Annotated in this window: 16 protein-coding genes and 1 riboswitch; of the genes, 10 read left to right on the forward strand and 6 right to left on the reverse strand. The window is 33.8% G+C overall.

Going from position 1 to position 18,350, the window contains the following annotated elements; translation table 11 throughout:
• Positions 1 to 120 precede the first annotated feature (120 nt).
• Together HM984_RS08570 and HM984_RS08575 are read right to left on the reverse strand one after the other, a co-directional pair.
• Positions 121 to 1,905, reverse strand: coding sequence for a ribonucleoside-diphosphate reductase subunit alpha (locus tag HM984_RS08570; RefSeq protein ID WP_179348870.1), 1,785 nt, complete (start codon positions 1,903 to 1,905; stop codon positions 121 to 123).
• Positions 1,906 to 1,936: 31 nt separating this feature from the next.
• Positions 1,937 to 3,211: a ribonucleotide-diphosphate reductase subunit beta gene (locus tag HM984_RS08575; RefSeq protein WP_179348871.1), complete on the reverse strand. Its 1,275-nt coding sequence runs from the start codon at positions 3,209 to 3,211 to the stop codon at positions 1,937 to 1,939.
• Positions 3,212 to 4,038: 827 nt separating this feature from the next.
• On the opposite strand from HM984_RS08575, the gene HM984_RS08580 reads away from it, so the two are divergent.
• The gene (locus tag HM984_RS08580) at positions 4,039 to 4,773 is read left to right on the forward strand and encodes a LytR/AlgR family response regulator transcription factor (protein ID WP_179348872.1); all 735 of its coding nucleotides are present in this window, start codon (positions 4,039 to 4,041) and stop codon (positions 4,771 to 4,773) included.
• Between the two features lie 192 nt (positions 4,774 to 4,965).
• Positions 4,966 to 6,735: a tetratricopeptide repeat-containing sensor histidine kinase gene (locus tag HM984_RS08585; protein WP_257018473.1), complete on the forward strand. Its 1,770-nt coding sequence runs from the start codon at positions 4,966 to 4,968 to the stop codon at positions 6,733 to 6,735.
• A gap of 47 nt (positions 6,736 to 6,782) precedes the next feature.
• On the opposite strand, the gene HM984_RS08590 is transcribed toward HM984_RS08585, so the two are convergent.
• The gene (locus HM984_RS08590; RefSeq protein ID WP_020898080.1) at positions 6,783 to 7,352 is read right to left on the reverse strand and encodes a DUF3109 family protein; all 570 of its coding nucleotides are present in this window, start codon (positions 7,350 to 7,352) and stop codon (positions 6,783 to 6,785) included.
• A 171-nt stretch (positions 7,353 to 7,523) separates the two neighbouring features.
• On the opposite strand from HM984_RS08590, the gene HM984_RS08595 reads away from it, so the two are divergent.
• From HM984_RS08595 to HM984_RS08605, 3 genes are read left to right on the forward strand one after another with little or no spacing between them, the layout of a single operon-like run.
• The gene (locus HM984_RS08595) at positions 7,524 to 8,105 is read left to right on the forward strand and encodes a MarC family protein (protein ID WP_020898079.1); all 582 of its coding nucleotides are present in this window, start codon (positions 7,524 to 7,526) and stop codon (positions 8,103 to 8,105) included.
• A 10-nt stretch (positions 8,106 to 8,115) separates the two neighbouring features.
• Positions 8,116 to 8,316 (forward strand): hypothetical protein, encoded by a 201-nt coding sequence (locus tag HM984_RS08600; RefSeq protein ID WP_115810608.1) that lies wholly within the window; start codon positions 8,116 to 8,118, stop codon positions 8,314 to 8,316.
• A complete protein-coding gene (locus tag HM984_RS08605; protein WP_179348874.1) occupies positions 8,316 to 8,927 on the forward strand; it encodes an FAD-dependent oxidoreductase in 612 nt (203 codons plus the stop codon). Before HM984_RS08600 ends, HM984_RS08605 begins: the two co-directional genes overlap by 1 nt.
• On the opposite strand, the gene HM984_RS08610 is transcribed toward HM984_RS08605, so the two are convergent.
• The 3 genes from HM984_RS08610 to HM984_RS08620 all read right to left on the reverse strand — a co-directional run bounded on the left by HM984_RS08610 (position 8,917) and on the right by HM984_RS08620 (position 11,673).
• Complete coding sequence (locus HM984_RS08610; RefSeq protein WP_179348875.1) at positions 8,917 to 10,524, reverse strand: S41 family peptidase; 1,608 nt, start codon at positions 10,522 to 10,524, stop codon at positions 8,917 to 8,919. The two genes, HM984_RS08605 and HM984_RS08610, sit on opposite strands and share 11 nt — an antisense overlap.
• 1 nt (position 10,525) lies before the next feature.
• Positions 10,526 to 10,978 carry a deoxycytidylate deaminase gene (locus HM984_RS08615; RefSeq protein ID WP_115810614.1) on the reverse strand — a complete coding sequence of 151 codons (453 nt, stop codon included), beginning with the start codon at positions 10,976 to 10,978 and terminating at the stop codon, positions 10,526 to 10,528.
• A 104-nt stretch (positions 10,979 to 11,082) separates the two neighbouring features.
• Positions 11,083 to 11,673, reverse strand: a complete 591-nt coding sequence (locus HM984_RS08620) for a HupE/UreJ family protein (protein ID WP_179348876.1) — start codon at positions 11,671 to 11,673, stop codon at positions 11,083 to 11,085.
• Between the two features lie 136 nt (positions 11,674 to 11,809).
• A riboswitch (SAM riboswitch) is annotated at positions 11,810 to 11,933 on the forward strand.
• A 100-nt stretch (positions 11,934 to 12,033) separates the two neighbouring features.
• Here HM984_RS08620 and HM984_RS08625 point away from each other — a divergent pair.
• The 5 genes from HM984_RS08625 (at position 12,034) to metF (ending at position 18,342) form a co-directional block, all read left to right on the forward strand.
• Positions 12,034 to 13,200 (forward strand): trans-sulfuration enzyme family protein, encoded by a 1,167-nt coding sequence (locus tag HM984_RS08625; RefSeq protein WP_179348877.1) that lies wholly within the window; start codon positions 12,034 to 12,036, stop codon positions 13,198 to 13,200.
• Positions 13,200 to 14,201: a homocysteine S-methyltransferase family protein gene (locus HM984_RS08630; RefSeq protein WP_179348878.1), complete on the forward strand. Its 1,002-nt coding sequence runs from the start codon at positions 13,200 to 13,202 to the stop codon at positions 14,199 to 14,201. Before HM984_RS08625 ends, HM984_RS08630 begins: the two co-directional genes overlap by 1 nt.
• 30 nt (positions 14,202 to 14,231) lie before the next feature.
• Entirely contained in the window at positions 14,232 to 14,588 is a 357-nt protein-coding gene (locus tag HM984_RS08635; protein WP_115810905.1) for a four helix bundle protein, read from the forward strand.
• 1 nt (position 14,589) lies between these two features.
• Entirely contained in the window at positions 14,590 to 17,307 is a 2,718-nt protein-coding gene (gene metH / locus HM984_RS08640) for a methionine synthase (RefSeq protein WP_179348879.1), read from the forward strand.
• A gap of 81 nt (positions 17,308 to 17,388) precedes the next feature.
• Complete coding sequence (gene metF, locus HM984_RS08645) at positions 17,389 to 18,342, forward strand: methylenetetrahydrofolate reductase [NAD(P)H] (protein WP_179348880.1); 954 nt, start codon at positions 17,389 to 17,391, stop codon at positions 18,340 to 18,342.
• Positions 18,343 to 18,350: the final 8 nt, after the last annotated feature.

Raw genomic sequence — 18,350 nt, forward strand, 5'->3', positions numbered from 1 at the left:
ATCAAGTATCTTAACAATAAAACCAACATGATTAAAAATTAAAAGGTCGCCTAAATTGTTTTTAGACGACCTCTTTTTTAACACTTAAATTATTTAGATTACTGCCTTCGCAGCAATTTATTACCCTTCACAACTCGTACAATCTTTCTTTTGCTTAAACTTCTGTGCAGCATTCATACTGTGTTGGTAGTACAATGATTTTACACCTAATTGCCAAGCGGTAACATAGATTTTATTAATATCTTTTACTGGCATATCTGGATGCACCATAATGTTCAACGATTGTGATTGATCTATATGGTTTTGTCTGTTTGCTGCCTGGTAGATAATTGTCATTTGATCAATTTCAGAATAGGTTTTAAACACATTTTTCTCTTCTTCTGTAAGACCTTCTAAATGTTGTACAGAACCATCATAATCACGGATGCTTTTCCAAACGTCATTAGTGTTCATTCCTTTTTCCTTTAAAAGCTCTAATAAGTAAGGATTCTTAATCGTTGTTTTGATTTTTGCAATATCCTTTACATAACTGTTAGACCAAATTGGCTCAATACCTTGTGATACTTGTCCTAAAATAAACGCTGAAGATGTTGTTGGTGCTACAGCATTTAATGTGGTGTTACGTCTTCCGTATCCTTTTAATACTTCTGGCTCACCAAATAACTCAGCTAATTCTTCTGAAGCTTTAACCGATTTATCTTTAATTGTTTTAAAGATTTCACTGTTTAAGTCAAATGCCTCTTTACTATCAAAACCTACCATTTTAGATTGTAATAATGAGTGCCACCCTAAAGCTCCTAAACCTAAAGCTCTGTTTTCTTTAGCAAACGTGTATGCCTTTTCCATAAACATAAATGTATGTCTATCGTCTCGGTTTTCAGAATCTCTATACACTTCTAATTTTGTAATAAACTCTTCTAAAACAGCATCTAAGAAATATACCATTGTTTCAACAGCATCGGTATCTTTCCACTTATCATAATGTAATAAGTTTATAGAAGATAATACACAAACAAATGACCAACGATCGTTTGTAGGTAACATAATTTCTGAACATAAGTTACTGGCGTAAATCTCATGTTTTTGATCTTTATAAGCATCCGGAGCATTGTTGTTAGCATTGTCTCTAAAGAAAATATAAGGGTATCCTATTTCTCCTCTACGTTGTAATACTTTTGCCCAAATAGCTCTTTTATCTGAATCGCCATCAATCATTTCTTGCATCCACTCATCACCTACAGTAACACCATGTGTTAACTCTTGAATTGGATTTCCTTCTGTTCCTATTTCTAAAAACTCGTGGATATCTTGATGCTCTATTGGTAAGTATGGAGAAAAACGACCTCTTCTCACTGACCCTTGACTTACAACATCGACCATTTTTTCGAACAACTGCATAATGTGAACTGCACCAGAAGACTCACCGTTATTTTTTACAGGAGCACCTCTATGACGCAATTTTCCAAAATAACCAGAAGTACCACCTCCTAATTTAGACATCATTCCAACTTCCGACTGTGTATAAAGGATATCTCCCATATCATCAGAAATATGCGACCCAAAACAACTAATTGGTAAGCCACGTCTTTTTCCAAAGTTTGACCACACCGGAGATGCTAATGAATAATACCCTTCAGCCATATAGCCATAGAACTTATCTGCAAAACCATCGATACCTAATATTTTTTCTGCATTGTTAGCAATTTCTCTAATTCTTTCTTCTGGTGTTGTATCACCTGTAAGGTAACCAGAGGCTAAAAATTGACGACTATGCTCAGTTAACCACTTAATTTCTGGTTCTGCTTTTGCTTCTTTAATAGCTTCTTTTCTAGCTTTAATTAATTCATCGTGGCTAGATGTTGTTGTTGATTCTTGAATCACTGTGTTTTTGATGTCTTGGTTCATATGGTCGTTTGTGGTTTAAAAATAAGTCGTATTAAAATAGGTCGTCTCCGGTTACACTTTTTTGTCTCTTTGCATAGTTTATTGAACGCTTCACGAAGAAATCTCCATGTTTTGTTCCTATAATTTCGTCATCAAACCATTCGGTTTGTGCTAGTAATGTTTCATCTACATCAAATACTTTGTCAATACCAATGCTTTCTAAAGAATTATTAAATCTGTTTTTAATAAATTCATTAATCACATTTTTAGGTAAGAACTCTAATTCTCCTGCTTCAAAAATCCAATCTACTAGTTTGCTTTCAGAGTCAAAAGCTTCTTTACATAAGTCTCTTACTAATTCGCTATGTTCTGCATCAAACCAAGTTGGATTTTCGTTTTTGATAATTTTGATAATATCAATTCCGAAATCTCCGTGAATTTGCTCTTCTTTTGATGTTGCTTCAACTACATTAGAAACACCTTTTAGCATGTTTTTATGCTTATTGAAAGCCATGATGATTAAAAACTGAGAGAATAAAGACACATGCTCAATAAATAGAGAGAATAATAAAATTGACTCTGCATATTCTTTATTGTCTTCACTTTTAGCATTTTTTAAAGCGGTTTCTAAATAATGAACACGTCTCATTATTACCGGCTTTTTCTTTAGGTTTTTAAATTCGTTATTAAGACCTAATATTTCTAATAAGTGAGAATAAGCATCATGATGACGTACTTCACTTTCTGCAAAAGTAGCACCTACAGATCCTATTTCTGGCTTAGGCATTTTATTGTAAATCTCTCCCCAAAACGATTTTACGGCTACTTCAATTTGAGAAATAGCAAGCATGGTGTTTTTAATCGCGTTTTGCTCTACAATAGTCAATCTTGTTTTGAAATCTTGAATATCACTAGTAAAGTTAAATTCAGAATGAATCCAATATGAATGTCTAATCGCATCTACATACTCATTAAGCTCAGGATACTCGTAAGGCTTTAAGTTAATACGCTTTTCAAAAATGTTTGTTTTTCTACTTCTCGCTTGTTCGTCTCTATATAATATGTATGCTTTTGCAACACTAGGAAAAGAACTTGTCATTAATTTTTCTTCAACAAGATCTTGAACCTCTTCTACAGTAGGTAAATAATTATGATCTCTTCCCTTTCTATCTAATAATGTTTGTAACACATTTACAGAAATGGTATTGGCATCTTCCTTACTCCCATTTCCTACAGAAAGCATTGCTTTCTCAATAGCATTTGTGATTTTATTTAAAACAAACGGACTTGTTTCATAATCTCTTTTTATAATCTGAGTAATCTCCATATTTCTTTTAATTTTAAAGCCTATCTAGTCATTAGAGTGGTATGAAACCATTCTAAACTGATTGGGTAAATCCGTTAAACGTTTTATATTTTTCCTTTATAGAAATAAAGGGCTGAATTTTATAAAAAATGATTTTTCCTCACGATTTTCAAATCCAAAAACTAGAAAAATCTATTTTATTTTGCTCGCTACAAAGATTGACAATTGTCAGTAAAAATGAAAGCTAATTTTATAAACATTGTCAACAAGTTCTTAACAAATCAGTTTATAGTGGAAGAAAAGAGAAGATTGCCGAAAACGAAACTAAATAACTGTATATTAGACAATTAAAACAAATAAAATACAAATAAAAATGTAAGTTTAATCGTGTTAAAACGAAGGTTAACAACCGAGTTTATTGACGATTAAGATATAAATATTTCATTGAAATTAAGCCACAAAAAAGAGCGTTGATATAACGCTCTTTTTTCCCTAATAACTAACTAAAACTAATAATAAGTAATTAAAAAAATTACGTATTACAAATTAACACAGTAATGAAAGATTAGAATTTTAAAGCTCTAAATTTTACTAATTAATAGCATATAAACCAAAAAGCAAACCCCTAATTTGCTGTAATTTTTGGTTCATTTCATTACACAAATATGACTATAATTTACTATAATTCAACGATGTAATGTATAATTGGTAAAAAAAAGTGTATATCTGGATGCACTATTTTTCTTCGGATATTTTTAGCACGCTATACACAAAACCATGCATTACATACATATTTATATCCCTAACACTCAATATATTCCTATATTTAGATTTAATAATTTATAAACATGTTAAAAGCAGTAATCGTAGACGATGAACCAAAAGCTGTACAAAGCTTAATTTGGGAAATCAGCAATTTTAGCGAAGAAATAGAAGTTATGGCCTCCTTTACTAATCCAGATGAAGCGCTCACCTATTTAAACTCGCATATACCAGATTGCTTATTCTTAGACGTGCAAATGCCTACTATTGGTGGTTTTCAATTTTTAGAGCAACTCAACAACCCCGACTTTGCTGTGGTTATAACTACAGCATACGACGAATATGCTATTAAAGCTCTAAAACATGATGCTATTGATTACCTATTAAAACCTATAGACTCAGACGACTTAAGGAACTGCATCTCAAAAATCAAAAAACATAGCGAGCGTACCATCAACTCCCAAAAACTAGAGCGTATGCTCACTAATTTTAATTCGCAATTCGATAAAAAAAAGATTACCATTAACACGGATGGCAAACTACTCTTTTTAGATGTTGATGATATCATATATATAGAATCTGATGGAAATTACAGCACGCTATTTTTACAGAATCAGAAAAAAATAGTGCTTACAAAAAAACTAAAAGAAGTTGATGCCATCTTACCAGAGCATTATTTTTTTAGAATTCACAACTCCTACATTATTAACCTCAACAAAATAAAAGCATTTATAAAAAATGAAGGCTATGTTATTATGGACAGTGATCATAAAATCCCTGTAGCGAGACAACGAAAATCCGATTTTCTTGAAAAACTATAAATCGCAATCATGAATTATTTGTTTAAGTCTCAACTATTAAACCTGTGTCTGGTTTTTTTCTTTTATAGTTTCTATAGTTCTGCGCAACAAACAAGTTTTCAAAACTCATTAATCTACATAAAAAACAATAGCACTACGCTATACACTGAAATCGACTCCTTATTTGAACCATTTAAACAAGACAGTCTAAAAATGAAACGCTTGCTTACTGTTTCTAAAGACATCGCTTCAATTGAAAGCTGTAGTTATGCCCTTAATGCCTTAGGCGTCATTCAAAGAAACATTTCTAATTACAATGAAGCTATTGCCTTACATAAAGAGGCAGAAGTTTATGCAGATAAGGCAGAAAGCACCGAATTTAAAATTATTAGTCTAAATATGATAGGTGTTATTTACAGACGGATGGATGTGGTTAAACCGGCTTTAGATTACCATACAGAAGCTCTAAAAATTGCATATTCCGTATTAGAACCATCACAAACCGTAACAGAGAACATTGCTGTTTCACAAAACAGTATTGGCAATATTTATTTAGCACTAAAACAATACGATTTAGCCATCAATCAATTTAATAAATCTCTTGCAATTGAAAAAAGTATAGATAATAAATTAGGATTAGCTATTAACTACCACAACATAGGTTATGCACAAGAAGCTAAAGGGGATTTAAACTTAGCCTTATCTAACTTTCAACAATCACTAGACTATAACAATATGATTGATTCTGAAATCGGACGTGTTATCTGCTACAATAGTATTGGAGGCATCTATCTAAAACAACACAATTACAAGAAAGCCGAACCGATTATAAAAGAAGCTCTAAACAAAGCATTAGATATTGACGACCAATATTATATTTCGGCGTCGTACCTTAACCTGGGACAGTTAGAAATAGAAACCAATCAACTTAGTTCTGCAGAAACACATTTAAAAAAAGCACTCAACATAGCCAATTCTTATAATTTAAAATCTACGGTTGCAGAATCTAGCAAACTATTATCTCAACTCAACCAAAAGAACAAGGATTTTAAAACAGCCTTAAAGTACTACCAAGAAGCCGTTGAAATAGAAAACACCATATTAACGGAACAAAACTTACAATACGTTAATGACATTGCCGTACAATATGAAAACGAAAATAAAAACAATCAGATAAAAGCGTTAGCGCTAGAAAATGAATCTGTTCGCTTACGCTTAGAGCGGAATAAACAGATCTTGCTCTACACGTCCCTACTCTTAGGAATTATAGGTGTTGCCCTTTTTATTATTCAAAGAACAAAAGCCTTAAAGCGCGATAAACACATCTTAACTTTAGAACAAGACATGTTGCGGAGTCAGATGAATCCTCATTTTATATTTAACTCCCTAAATTCTATAAAGCTCTATATCATTAATAATGATAAAACTAATGCAGTTTATTATCTCAACAAATTTTCGAAGCTCATCCGAAAGATTTTAATGGCATCAAAAGAAAAAGAAACCTCTCTTAATGATGAGCTTGAGACCATGAAATTGTATATGAATATTGAAAACATTCGGTTTTCAAATGAAATCGATTTTACGATTACGGTAGACCCTACTATAAATACAGAAATCACAAAATTACCTTCTTTAGTGCTTCAACCTTTTTTAGAAAACTCGTTATGGCATGGTTTATCTTCGAAATCTAATAACAAAAAAATAATCTTAAACGTTAGTAAAGACTCACCCAATTTTATTACTGTTGAAATTACAGATAATGGTATTGGCAGAAATGCATCAAAAAAAATAAATGATAGAAAACGACTAGAACGAAACTCAGTAGGTATAGATATTACTAAAGCTCGATTGGCTAATTTTTCGGAAGCATTTCAAAATTCATACACTTTGAAAATTGAAGATTTATATGAAAACGAAAAACCGTCTGGCACTAAAATAATCTTACAAATACCTACAAAATTAAAGACTCAGTTTATAAACTAGAGACGTTAAAAAAGAAATTAGATAAATGAAGCTAAAATTTATAAAGCTTACCGCTTATAAGTTTCGGCTACTTTTTCTAATTCAGCATACCAATCCTCTCCAAACTTTCTAATAAGTGCTTCCTTTACAAATTTGTAAACAGGCACTTGTAATTCTTTACCTAAAGAACAGGCATCATCACAAATTTCCCACTTATCATAATTTACACCAGAGAACTCCGTATACTCTCTTATTCGTATGGGATATAAATGGCAAGACACTGGTTTCTTCCATTTAATTTCTCCTTGATTGTAAGCCTCTTCTATAGCACAAAGTGCCGTTTTCTTCTCGTCAAAAATGACGTAAGCACAATCTGCACCATTAATTAATGGCGTTTCAAAATCTCCAAAATCAGTCGTTATTGAAGTCCCTTGGGCCTCAATAGCATCGATACCTTCTTTACGAAGAAATGGTTTTACTTTGGGATAAATATCTTCTAAGATTTTAACCTCATCTTTTTCTAAAGGAGCACCTGCATCACCATCGATACAACATGCACCTTTACAAGCCGAAAGATTGCAAACAAAATCCTTTTCTATAATATCTTCTGAAACTATGGTTTTTCCGAGTTGAAACATGCCGCAAAAATACTTAAACTTAACCGCAATTTTCCATTGAAAATCTTTAATAATATCGCACCTTTGCAAAAAATTTCAAAAACCATACTAAAATATAGCTATTAAGCAATTAAAAACCAATAACTTATAGCCCTGTTTTAGACGTTATAAATGATTTAAAATACTCGAAAAATGCAACTTAATTTTAAAGAAATATTTACAGCTTTCATGATTCTTTTTGCGGTTATTGATATCATTGGAAACATTCCAATTATCATAGATCTTCGTAAAAAAGTGGGGCATATTCAAAGTGGAAAAGCCTCTATTATTGCAGGTGTAATAATGATTATTTTCCTTTTTGTAGGAAAGAGTTTATTAAGTCTTATTGGTATTGATGTCAACTCATTTGCTGTTGCTGGTGCCTTTGTTATATTCTTTATTGCACTAGAAATGGTTTTAGGTATTACACTTTATAAAGACGACGAACACAGTTCGGTTACTGCTTCTGTTTTTCCATTAGCATTCCCGTTAATGGCAGGCCCAGGGACTTTAACTACGTTATTATCGTTACGTGCAGAATTTGCTATTGAAAATATTATCGTTGCTGTAATTAGTAATGTTGTTGTCATTTATATTGTACTAAAAACGTCTTCAAAAATTGAACGTATTATAGGTGCAAACGGAATTAACATTATAAGAAAAATATTTGGTGTAATTTTGTTAGCCATCGCAGTAAAATTATTTGCGCATAACATTAAAGCTTTACTGGCTTAAATTTTTAAACATGAAAGTACTTACACTTATTCTATCAGTTATAGCATTAGCACTTATTATTTTTAATACCACAAAGTTAAATTTTGATGCACTCTTACAAGGAGAAAGTCAAACAGCCTTAATTACAATTGTAGCTGCACTTTGTGCACTTATATTAGTACAAATTTTAAGAATTTCTAAGAAGATTGAAAAACTAAGTAAACGTCGCTAATGGATTTTGATGCATTAATTATCGGTGGTGGAGCAGCAGGGTTATCTTGTGCTTTAGTCTTGGGGTCTGCAAAAAACAAACCTTTCGCAGAAGGCAAACAGATTGGCATTATAATGCACCAAAAAACATCGCACCTTCAAACCGCTTTATTTAATAATGTTTTAGGGTTACAACCGGGTACTTTAGGTTCAGATATTTTAACGGAAGGTAAATCACAATTAGCTACCATTTATCCGCATGTTTCTCAAATTGAAAATGAAAAAGTAAGTGCGATACAGAAAGATAAGGATGGTTTTATAGTGACTACAAATAAAAATAACTATTATTCTAAGATCGTTGTCATTGCCGTTGGCTATACTAACTTAATGACCATAGAAGGTCTCGAAAACTATATAGAACCACATCCAAGAGCCGCTATTGAGAAAGATAGAATTTGGTTAAAAAACACAGACCATCTTATTGAAGACAATCTATATGTTGCTGGGACTTTAGCCGGTTGGCGTAGTCAATTTGCTATGGCTAGTGGAAGTGGCGCTCATGTGGCAACCGATATTTTAACACTTTGGAATGATGGGAAGCAAACCAAAATTCACGATAAAGTTATTGCTTAAAATCAGGATGCTCTGTACTTAAAAGAATTACTTCTTGGACCATAATATCTTCTTTATTTAAGATTTCTTCAAACGCATTATCATCATATAACTGTTGTGCTAATGTTGCTTTTATTAAGCGTTTTATTTCCGCATTATAAACAGTGAAAGTGATATTAGTACGCTCTCTTTTATTAATGTAATCTTGAAAACTGACTACAATATCATCACTCACTTCAAAATTATTAATAAAATCGTACTTAGATATATCTTGATAGATGGTGCGATCTTTATCTAATTCTTCAAAAACAAAATAACCAAAATGTCCCCGACGTCTTAAGTAATTGATGGTTTCATTATCAAATAAACGATCTACAGGCACAAACACATCTGGAATGATACCTCCCCCTCCATAAACCACTTTTCCTTTTGGCGTGGTAAATTTTAAAGAGTCATCAACAACGATACTTTCTTCATCTGCTAATTCCCCGGTTCTTAAGCGCTTGTAATAATCATTATGATAACTTTCACTTTCGCCATTAGTATATGGCTTTTGTATAGAGCGACCCGTTGGCGTGTAATATCTAGACACTGTTAATCGTACAGCACTGCCATCGCCTAAAGCCATTTCGCGTTGTACTAAACCCTTTCCGTAAGAACGTCTACCCACGATAATACCCTTATCATTATCTTGAAGCGCACCTGCAATAACTTCACTCGCTGATGCCGAATTTTCATTGATAAGAATATAGAGTTCCCCTTCTTCGAAGTCTCCGCGTTTGGTGGCGTATATACGTTCTTCTTTTCCTCGCTTATCTTTTGTGAATAATATAAGCTTATCGTCCTCTAAAAATTCATCTGCAATTTGCTCCGCAATACCTAAAAAACCACCTGGGTTATCGCGAAGATCCAAGGCTAATTTAGTAGCACCAAGTTCTTTTAATTCAATTAACGCCAATTTAAATTCTTTGAAGGTAGACTCGGCAAAGCGGTTCATTTTTATATACCCCAAATCATCGGTAAGCATATAGGCTGCATCAATACTTTTTATAGGTATGGCTTTTCGCTTAATATCAAACTCTAATAATTCATCTTCACCCTTTCTATAAACCGTAAGTTTTACATTCGTATTCTCATCTCCTTTTAGTTTCTGACCTATAAATTCAGTCGAGATATTAGAGCCATAAAGTGTGTCTCCATCCGCAAAAAGAATGCGGTCACCACTCATAATACCAGCACGCTCACTCGGACCATATTCCGTAGGTCTAATTACCGCAATGCTATCATTATAAGCATAAAAATTAATGCCAATACCAACAAAATCACCTTTCATGTTTTCGGTAATTCGTTCTAAATCTTCTTTAGGAATGTACGTTGAATGCGGATCTAAATTGTGTAAAATACCATTGACAGTAACATCTACTATGCTATCTGTATTAACCTCTTCTACATACTCGTAATCGATATAATCTATTAACCGATTGAGTTTATCCTTTTTGCTATTTGTGGTGAAGAGATTATCTGAGGTGTCAGAAAAATTCAATTTTCCACCTATAATAACGCCTGCTGCTATTGCAACACCAATTATAAGTGGTATGTATTTATTTTTTGTTGCCATACTATTTCCCGTCTGAAGGGGAATCTGCATTTAAATCTTCTATAAGTTCTAATTCAATTCCTGCTTTTTTTAGAAAATCAATTCCTGAGCAATCCTTATAATCTTGTTGGTAAACGACTCGGACAATACCTGCTTGATGGATTAACTTACTGCATTCTTTACAAGGTGAAAGCGTAATGTATAACGTTGCACCTCTACATGACTGTGTTGATGAGGCTACCTTTAAAATGGCGTTTGCCTCAGCATGTAAAACGTACCACTTGGTATAACCTTCATCATCTTCGCAATAATTCTCAAAGCCTGTTGGTGTACCATTATAACCATCAGAAATGATCATTCTATCTTTAACAATAAGTGCACCTACTTGTTTACGTTTACAATGAGACAATTTCCCCCATTCTTTCGCAATTCTTAAATAAGCTTTATCGTAGCGTAATTGTTTTGCCTTTGACATTAATAATTAGTGTTATACAAACGTACTATGTACGTAACGAAGATAAACGGATAGTATTTTATATGCCATTACCTTCTCGTTAAAGTTTTACCAAACTTTTTGGCTTATTTTAGAAAATTACTCTCAAGTATCATTGGAATAACCAAACCAATTACAATAGCAGAGACTACCATAACCCAATCGCGACGCGAAAACCTAAAGATTGTTTGACATAAAAATCCTAAAAACAAGACAATAAAAACAATGATAACTTGGGCAAGTTCTATCCCTAAAGCGAATTCAATGAGAAGTTCTAGTTTATTTTCCGATTGACCAGAAAACATTTTAAACTCTCTTGCAAAACCTAAGCCGTGTATGATTCCGAAAAACAAGGTTGTAAAAAACAATAAGCCAATTTTACCTGTTTTCGATTTTTTACCCGCAGTAAACACGTTATAAATAGCCATAATTAAAATAGTGACTGGTATTAAAAACTCTACCAATTCACCATTTATACTTACAATACCATAAGCTGCCAAAACCAATGATAGTGTATGTCCTAACGTAAATGTCGTTACTAAAACAAGGACACGTTTCCAATCATTAAAAACATAAGGCACAGCCAATACCATTAAAAAAAGAATATGGTCATAACCGTTAATATCTAATACATGGTTCATGCCATATTGTACATTAAACCAGAAATTTTCTAACATAATATTTTTTTTTAGGGAAAATCAAAGTTACAATTAAAATGCAATATGCCTTCGCTAAAATAAAGTGAATAAAATTTGTATAATCCTATTTTCTTTCGGAATATTGTAACTTACAAAGTTCAAGCAACTTATTGAAATGTTATCAAGAAAGGTGGAGGGATTAGACCCTTTGAAACCTTAGCAACCCTTAAACTTATTAAGAAGGTGCTAACTTCTACGTTATTGTCGATTCATTTATCGCGCAATTGGATAGATAACCAAACTATAATTACTCATCTGTAATTACAATTCTTTATAACATTTTCTATACATACGTCTGTGGCGTATTTAAGTTTATTGATTTACTTAAATTATTAGAAAATGAATTTAAAACATACTGAAACACAAGCGATACGTACTCAAATAGAGCGTTCGCAGTTTTTAGAGCATTCTAGCCCTTTATACCTTACATCGAGTTATGTTTTTGAAGATGCCGAAGATATGCGCGCCTCATTTGCAGACGAAAAACAACGTAATATTTACAGTCGCTATTCTAATCCTAACACCTCAGAATTTGTAGAAAAAATCTGTTTAATGGAAGGTGCGGAACGTGGGTATGCTTTTGCTTCTGGGATGTCTGCTGTGTTTTCAACTTTTGCAGCCCTATTAAATGCTGACGATCATATTGTGTCTTGTCGCAGTATTTTTGGATCAACTCAAACCCTATTTAATAATATTTTACCAAAGTGGAATATTTCGAATAGCTACTTTAAAATAGATGAATTAGATACCATTGAAAGTCTAATTCAACCCAATACAAAAGTAATTTACGCTGAGAGCCCAACCAACCCAGCTGTCGATATTCTAGACTTACAGCGCTTAGGAAATATTGCGAAAAAACATGGTTTAATCTTCATAATCGATAATTGCTTTGCCACACCTTACTTGCAACAACCTATTAAATTTGGTGCTGATTTAGTTATTCATTCTGCAACAAAATTAATTGATGGACAAGGCAGGGTCTTAGGTGGTGTAACGGTTGGAAGTTCAGAATTAATTCAAAAAATCTATTTATTTTCTCGAAATACAGGCCCAGCCTTATCCCCTTTTAACGCTTGGATTTTGTCTAAAAGTTTAGAAACACTTCCTGTTAGAGTTGACAGGCATTGCGACAATGCTTTAAAGGTTGCTACTTTTTTAGAATCGCATGGCAACGTGAATTTTGTAAAGTATCCTTTTTTAAAATCGCATCCACAATACGAATTAGCAAAAAAACAAATGTCACAAGGTGGCACAATTGTCGCCTTTGAAATTAAAGGTGGCATTGAAGCGGGCCGTAAGTTTCTTAATGCGATTCAACTATTATCACTATCTGCAAATTTAGGAGATACACGAAGCATTGTAACGCATCCTGCATCTACAACACACGCTAAAATACCAGAAGATATTCGATTACAAACTGGAATAACAGGTGGACTCATCAGAGTTTCTGTTGGTTTAGAACATCCTGAAGACATTATTAACGATTTAAAACAAGCCTTAAACTAATGGCAAATATCAGAAAAGAGTTAGAAAAACGCATCTTAGTTCTCGATGGAGCCATGGGAACTATGCTTCAGCAATACAAATTCACAGAGGACGATTTTAGAGGAGAACGCTTTAAAGATTATCCGTCTCCATTACAAGGCAATAATGATTTACTATCACTAACACAACCGGTTGCCATTGCAGAAATACATGCAAAGTATTTTGAAGCTGGAGCAGATATTGTAGAAACCAACACCTTTTCTGGAACTACAATTGCCATGGCAGATTATGACATGGAAGATTTGGTGTACGAGTTGAATTTTGAATCTGCAAAAATCGCCAAACAAGTCGCTGATAAATTCACAAAAGAAAACCCTGCAAAACCACGTTTTGTTGCAGGAAGTATTGGCCCAACCAACAAAACAGCGAGTTTATCACCAGATGTGAACCGACCAGAATACAGAGCGATTACATTTAATGAGTTACGCATCGCCTACAAACAACAAGTTGAAGCACTTATTGATGGAGGTGTTGATCTACTTTTAGTGGAAACTATTTTTGATACTTTAAATGCTAAAGCGGCATTATTTGCAATTGAAGAAGTAAAGGAAGAACGCCATATCGATATCCCAATTATGGTTTCTGGAACCATTACAGATGCTTCTGGCAGAACCTTATCGGGACAAACAGTAGAAGCTTTTTTAGCTTCCATATCACACATTCCACTATTAAGTGTTGGTTTTAATTGTGCCCTGGGAGCAGAACAGTTAAAACCCTACTTGCAACGTTTATCTAACGAAACTGAATTTTTCACCTCAGCACATCCAAATGCAGGTTTACCAAATGCCTTTGGGGAATATGAAGAATCACCAAAGCAAATGCAGCAATTTATTGAAGACTACCTTAAAGATGACTTAATAAATATAATTGGTGGTTGCTGCGGCACGAGTCCTGCGCATATAAAAGCAATTGCGGAAGTGGCTGAAAAGTATCAACCGAGGCAATTAGTTGCTGGTGTTTAGTTGATGGTTGTCAGTTTTAAAAAAGAAGAAATGAATTATACAGAATTAGATGTTTGGAAATCCTCTAGGGAACTTGTGAAAAACGTTTATTTACTGAGCGATTTATTCCCTAAAGAAGAATTATACGCTTTAACGAATCAGCTAAAAAGATGTTCTATATCAATTCCATCAAATATTGCAGAAGGATTAGGACGACAATCTAACAAAGAAACTATTCATTTTTTATATATATCAAGAGGTTCTTTGTTTGAATTAGAAACGCAACTTTATTTAGCTTTTGATTTAAATGATATCTCTAAAGCGCAATTAGAGACTATTTTAATACAAGTAACATCTTGTAAAAAATTACTAAACGGATTCATTAATTATTTCAAATCCAAAGAATAACATGAGTGCACCCAACAACCAACAACCAACAACTAACAACCCTAAGTATTTAACGCTCTCTGGTTTAGAACCACTCGTAGTAACTCCTGAAAGTAATTTCATAAATATAGGTGAACGAACAAACGTTACTGGTTCCCGAAAATTTCTTCGTTTAATAAAAGAAGAAAAATACGACGAGGCCTTAGAAGTAGCCAGAGACCAAGTCGATGGTGGAGCTCAAATTCTAGATGTTAATATGGACGAAGGCATGTTAGATGGTGTTTATGCCATGACGACCTTTTTAAACCTCATTGCTTCAGAGCCCGATATTTCTAGAATTCCATTAATGATCGATAGTTCTAAATGGGAAATCATCGAAGCTGGACTTCAAGTTGCTCAAGGTAAATGTGTGGTTAATTCCATCAGTTTAAAAGAAGGGGAAGCGCAATTTAAGCACCAAGCGAAACTTATTAAGCGATATGGAGCCGCTGTTGTGGTGATGGCTTTTGATGAAGATGGCCAAGCCGATACTTACAACAGACGTATAGAAATTTGTAGACGTTCGTATCATATTTTGGTTAACGAACTTAAATTTCCGCCTCAAGATATCATCTTTGATCCTAATATATTTCCTGTGGCAACAGGAATGGATGAGCATCGTAGAAATGCACTCGACTTTTTTGAAGCCACCAAATGGATTCGCGAAAATCTACCTTATGCTAATGTTTCTGGTGGAGTCAGTAATGTGTCGTTTTCTTTTAGAGGTAATAACGTTGTTCGTGAAGCGATGCACTCCTCTTTTTTATATCATGCGATTAAAAATGGTATGAATATGGGAATCGTTAACCCAACAATGCTCGAAATCTATGACGAAATAGATAAAGATTTATTAGAACGGGTCGAAGATGTTTTATTTGATAGACGCGATGATGCTACAGAACGCTTATTGGATTATGCCGAATCGGTAAAAGGACAGAAAAAAGAACAGGAAGATAAAGTCTTAGAATGGCGAAGCGATCCTTTACAAGAACGAATTACACACGCTTTAGTTAAAGGTATTGATGCCTTTATTATAGAAGATGTTGAAGAAGCACGAAAAGCTTCGGAGAAACCAATTCATGTTATAGAAGGTCATTTAATGATTGGTATGAATGTGGTTGGTGATTTATTTGGAAGTGGTAAAATGTTCTTACCCCAAGTGGTAAAATCGGCTCGCGTCATGAAAAAGGCGGTGGCCTATCTTCAACCCTTTATTGAAGCTGAGAAAGACGGGAAACAAGAATTTGCAGGTCGAATTTTAATGGCAACCGTCAAAGGAGATGTGCATGATATTGGAAAGAATATTGTGAGTGTCGTTTTAGGTTGTAATAATTATGAAATCATTGACCTTGGAGTTATGGTGCCACCTGAAAAAATTGTGGAAACAGCCATAAGAGAAAAGGTTGATATTATTGGGCTGAGCGGCTTAATAACACCATCGCTAGACGAAATGGTTTATGTCTCTAAAGCACTCGAAAAACAAAACGTAACAATTCCAATTATAATTGGGGGAGCTACAACCTCTAGAGCACATTCTGCTGTAAAAATCGCACCACATTATAGCAATACTGTTGTATATATTAACGATGCATCGCGAGCGGTAACAGTAGTTGGTGATTTATTAAAAAAGGACAGTAAAATTTATAAAGATCAGATTCGCGAAGAGTATGATAAATTCCGAGAACAATTCTTAAAACGCACCAAGAAAAAAGAATATTTAACGATTGCTGAAGCTCGAAAAAACAAATTCAAAATTAATTGGAACACTTCTGAAATTGTAAAACCAAAACAATTAGGGATTGAAATAGTAGACGGTTTTGATATTACCAAACTTGAAGATTTTATCGATTGGTCTCCATTTTTTAGAAGTTGGGATTTGCATGGAAAATATCCAGAGATTTTAACGGATGAAATCGTTGGTGAACAAGCAACCATATTATTTGCTGATGCACAAGAATTACTGAAACGTATTTTTGATGAAAAATTACTGAAGGCAAAAGGCATCTTCGGGTTGTTTGAAGCTAATACGATTAATGATGATGATATTGAAATTACACTACCAGAAAGTCATGCTGAGCGCAGTCGAAGCACATATGAGTTTTTAACCCTTCGTCAGCAATCTAAAAAAGCAGCAGGAAAACCCAACATCGCTTTATCAGATTTTATTGCTCCAAAAGCAACAGGAAAACAAGATTATATGGGATGTTTTTGTGTCTCTACAGGATTCGGAACTCATGAGTTAGCCGCAAAATTTGAAGCTGATCACGACGATTACAACTCTATTATGATTAAAGCTTTAGCCGATCGTTTAGCTGAAGCTTTTGCGGAATATTTACACAAAGAGGTACGAATTAACCATTGGAATTATACTGATGATGACAACTTAACTAACGATGATTTAATTAAAGAAAGTTATAAAGGTATTCGTCCCGCTCCAGGTTATCCTGCGTGTCCAGATCATTTAGAAAAGCAAACGATTTGGAAACTTTTAAATGTTGAAGAAAACATTGGTGTAAAATTAACCGAAAGTCTAGCGATGTGGCCAGCGGCCAGTGTCAGCGGTTATTATTTTGCCAATCCTGAAGCGCGCTATTTTGGATTAGGAAAAATAAAAGAAGATCAAATTGAAGATTACTCTAAACGAAGAGAAATTTCAAATGAAGAAGCAACGAAATGGTTGAGTCCGAATATTGCGGATTAGTTGTTTTTCCTGCGCAGACAGGAATCTATTTTAGAATATAATTAGTAATTAAAGAGATACCCACTCTCGTGGGCAATTGATATGAAAGTAACAGACCACATAAAAAACGCCAACGGAAAAACACTATTTTCTTTTGAAATTATTCCACCAAAAAAAGGAAATAGCATTCAGCAACTCTATAATAATATTGAGCCTTTAATGGAATTTAAACCTCCTTTTATAGATGTTACCACCTCTAGAGAAGAGTATCTCTACATTGAAAAAGATGGCCTCTTGGATCGGAAAATCACGCGTATGCGACCTGGAACTGTTGGTATTTGTGCCGCAATAAAGCATAAGTATGATGTTGATACTGTGCCACATGTATTGTGCGGTGGATTTACAAAAGAAGAGACTGAATACTTATTAGTAGACTGTCATTATTTAGGGATAAATAACGTGATGGCTTTGCGAGGAGATGCCATGAAGCATCAGCAATATTTTGAAGCCTGTGATGGTGGACATCAGTTTGCTAAAGGCTTAGTGAGTCAAATTCAAAATTTAAATAAAGGACATTATTTACACGATGTACTTGAAGCAGATGATAAATCTGATTTTTGCATTGGTGTTGCTGGTTATCCTGAAAAACATATTGAATCACCTTCCTTAAGGACGGACTTAAAACGACTAAAAGAAAAAGTAGATGCTGGTGCCGATTATGTGGTAACACAAATGTTTTTTGACAATAAAAAATATTTTGATTTTGTTGCAGCCGCTAAAGCAGAAGGGATTAATGTGCCTATAATTCCTGGTATTAAACCTATTGCTGTAAAGCGCCATTTACAACTGTTACCACAAGTCTTTAAAATTGATTTACCCGAAGATTTAATAGAAGCTGTAGACCGTTGTAAAACTAATGAACAGGTTAGACAAGTTGGTGTTGAATGGGCAATTACGCAATCTAAAGAGTTACAACAAGCCGGTGTCCCAGTGCTTCATTATTATTCTATGGGAAAGAGTGATAATGTAAAAGCGATTGCTTCTGAGTTGTTTTAGAGCTACTA

The sequence above is a fragment of the Winogradskyella pacifica genome (assembly GCF_013403915.1).
In the GTDB taxonomy this organism is placed as follows: Bacteria; Bacteroidota; Bacteroidia; order Flavobacteriales; family Flavobacteriaceae; genus Winogradskyella; species Winogradskyella pacifica.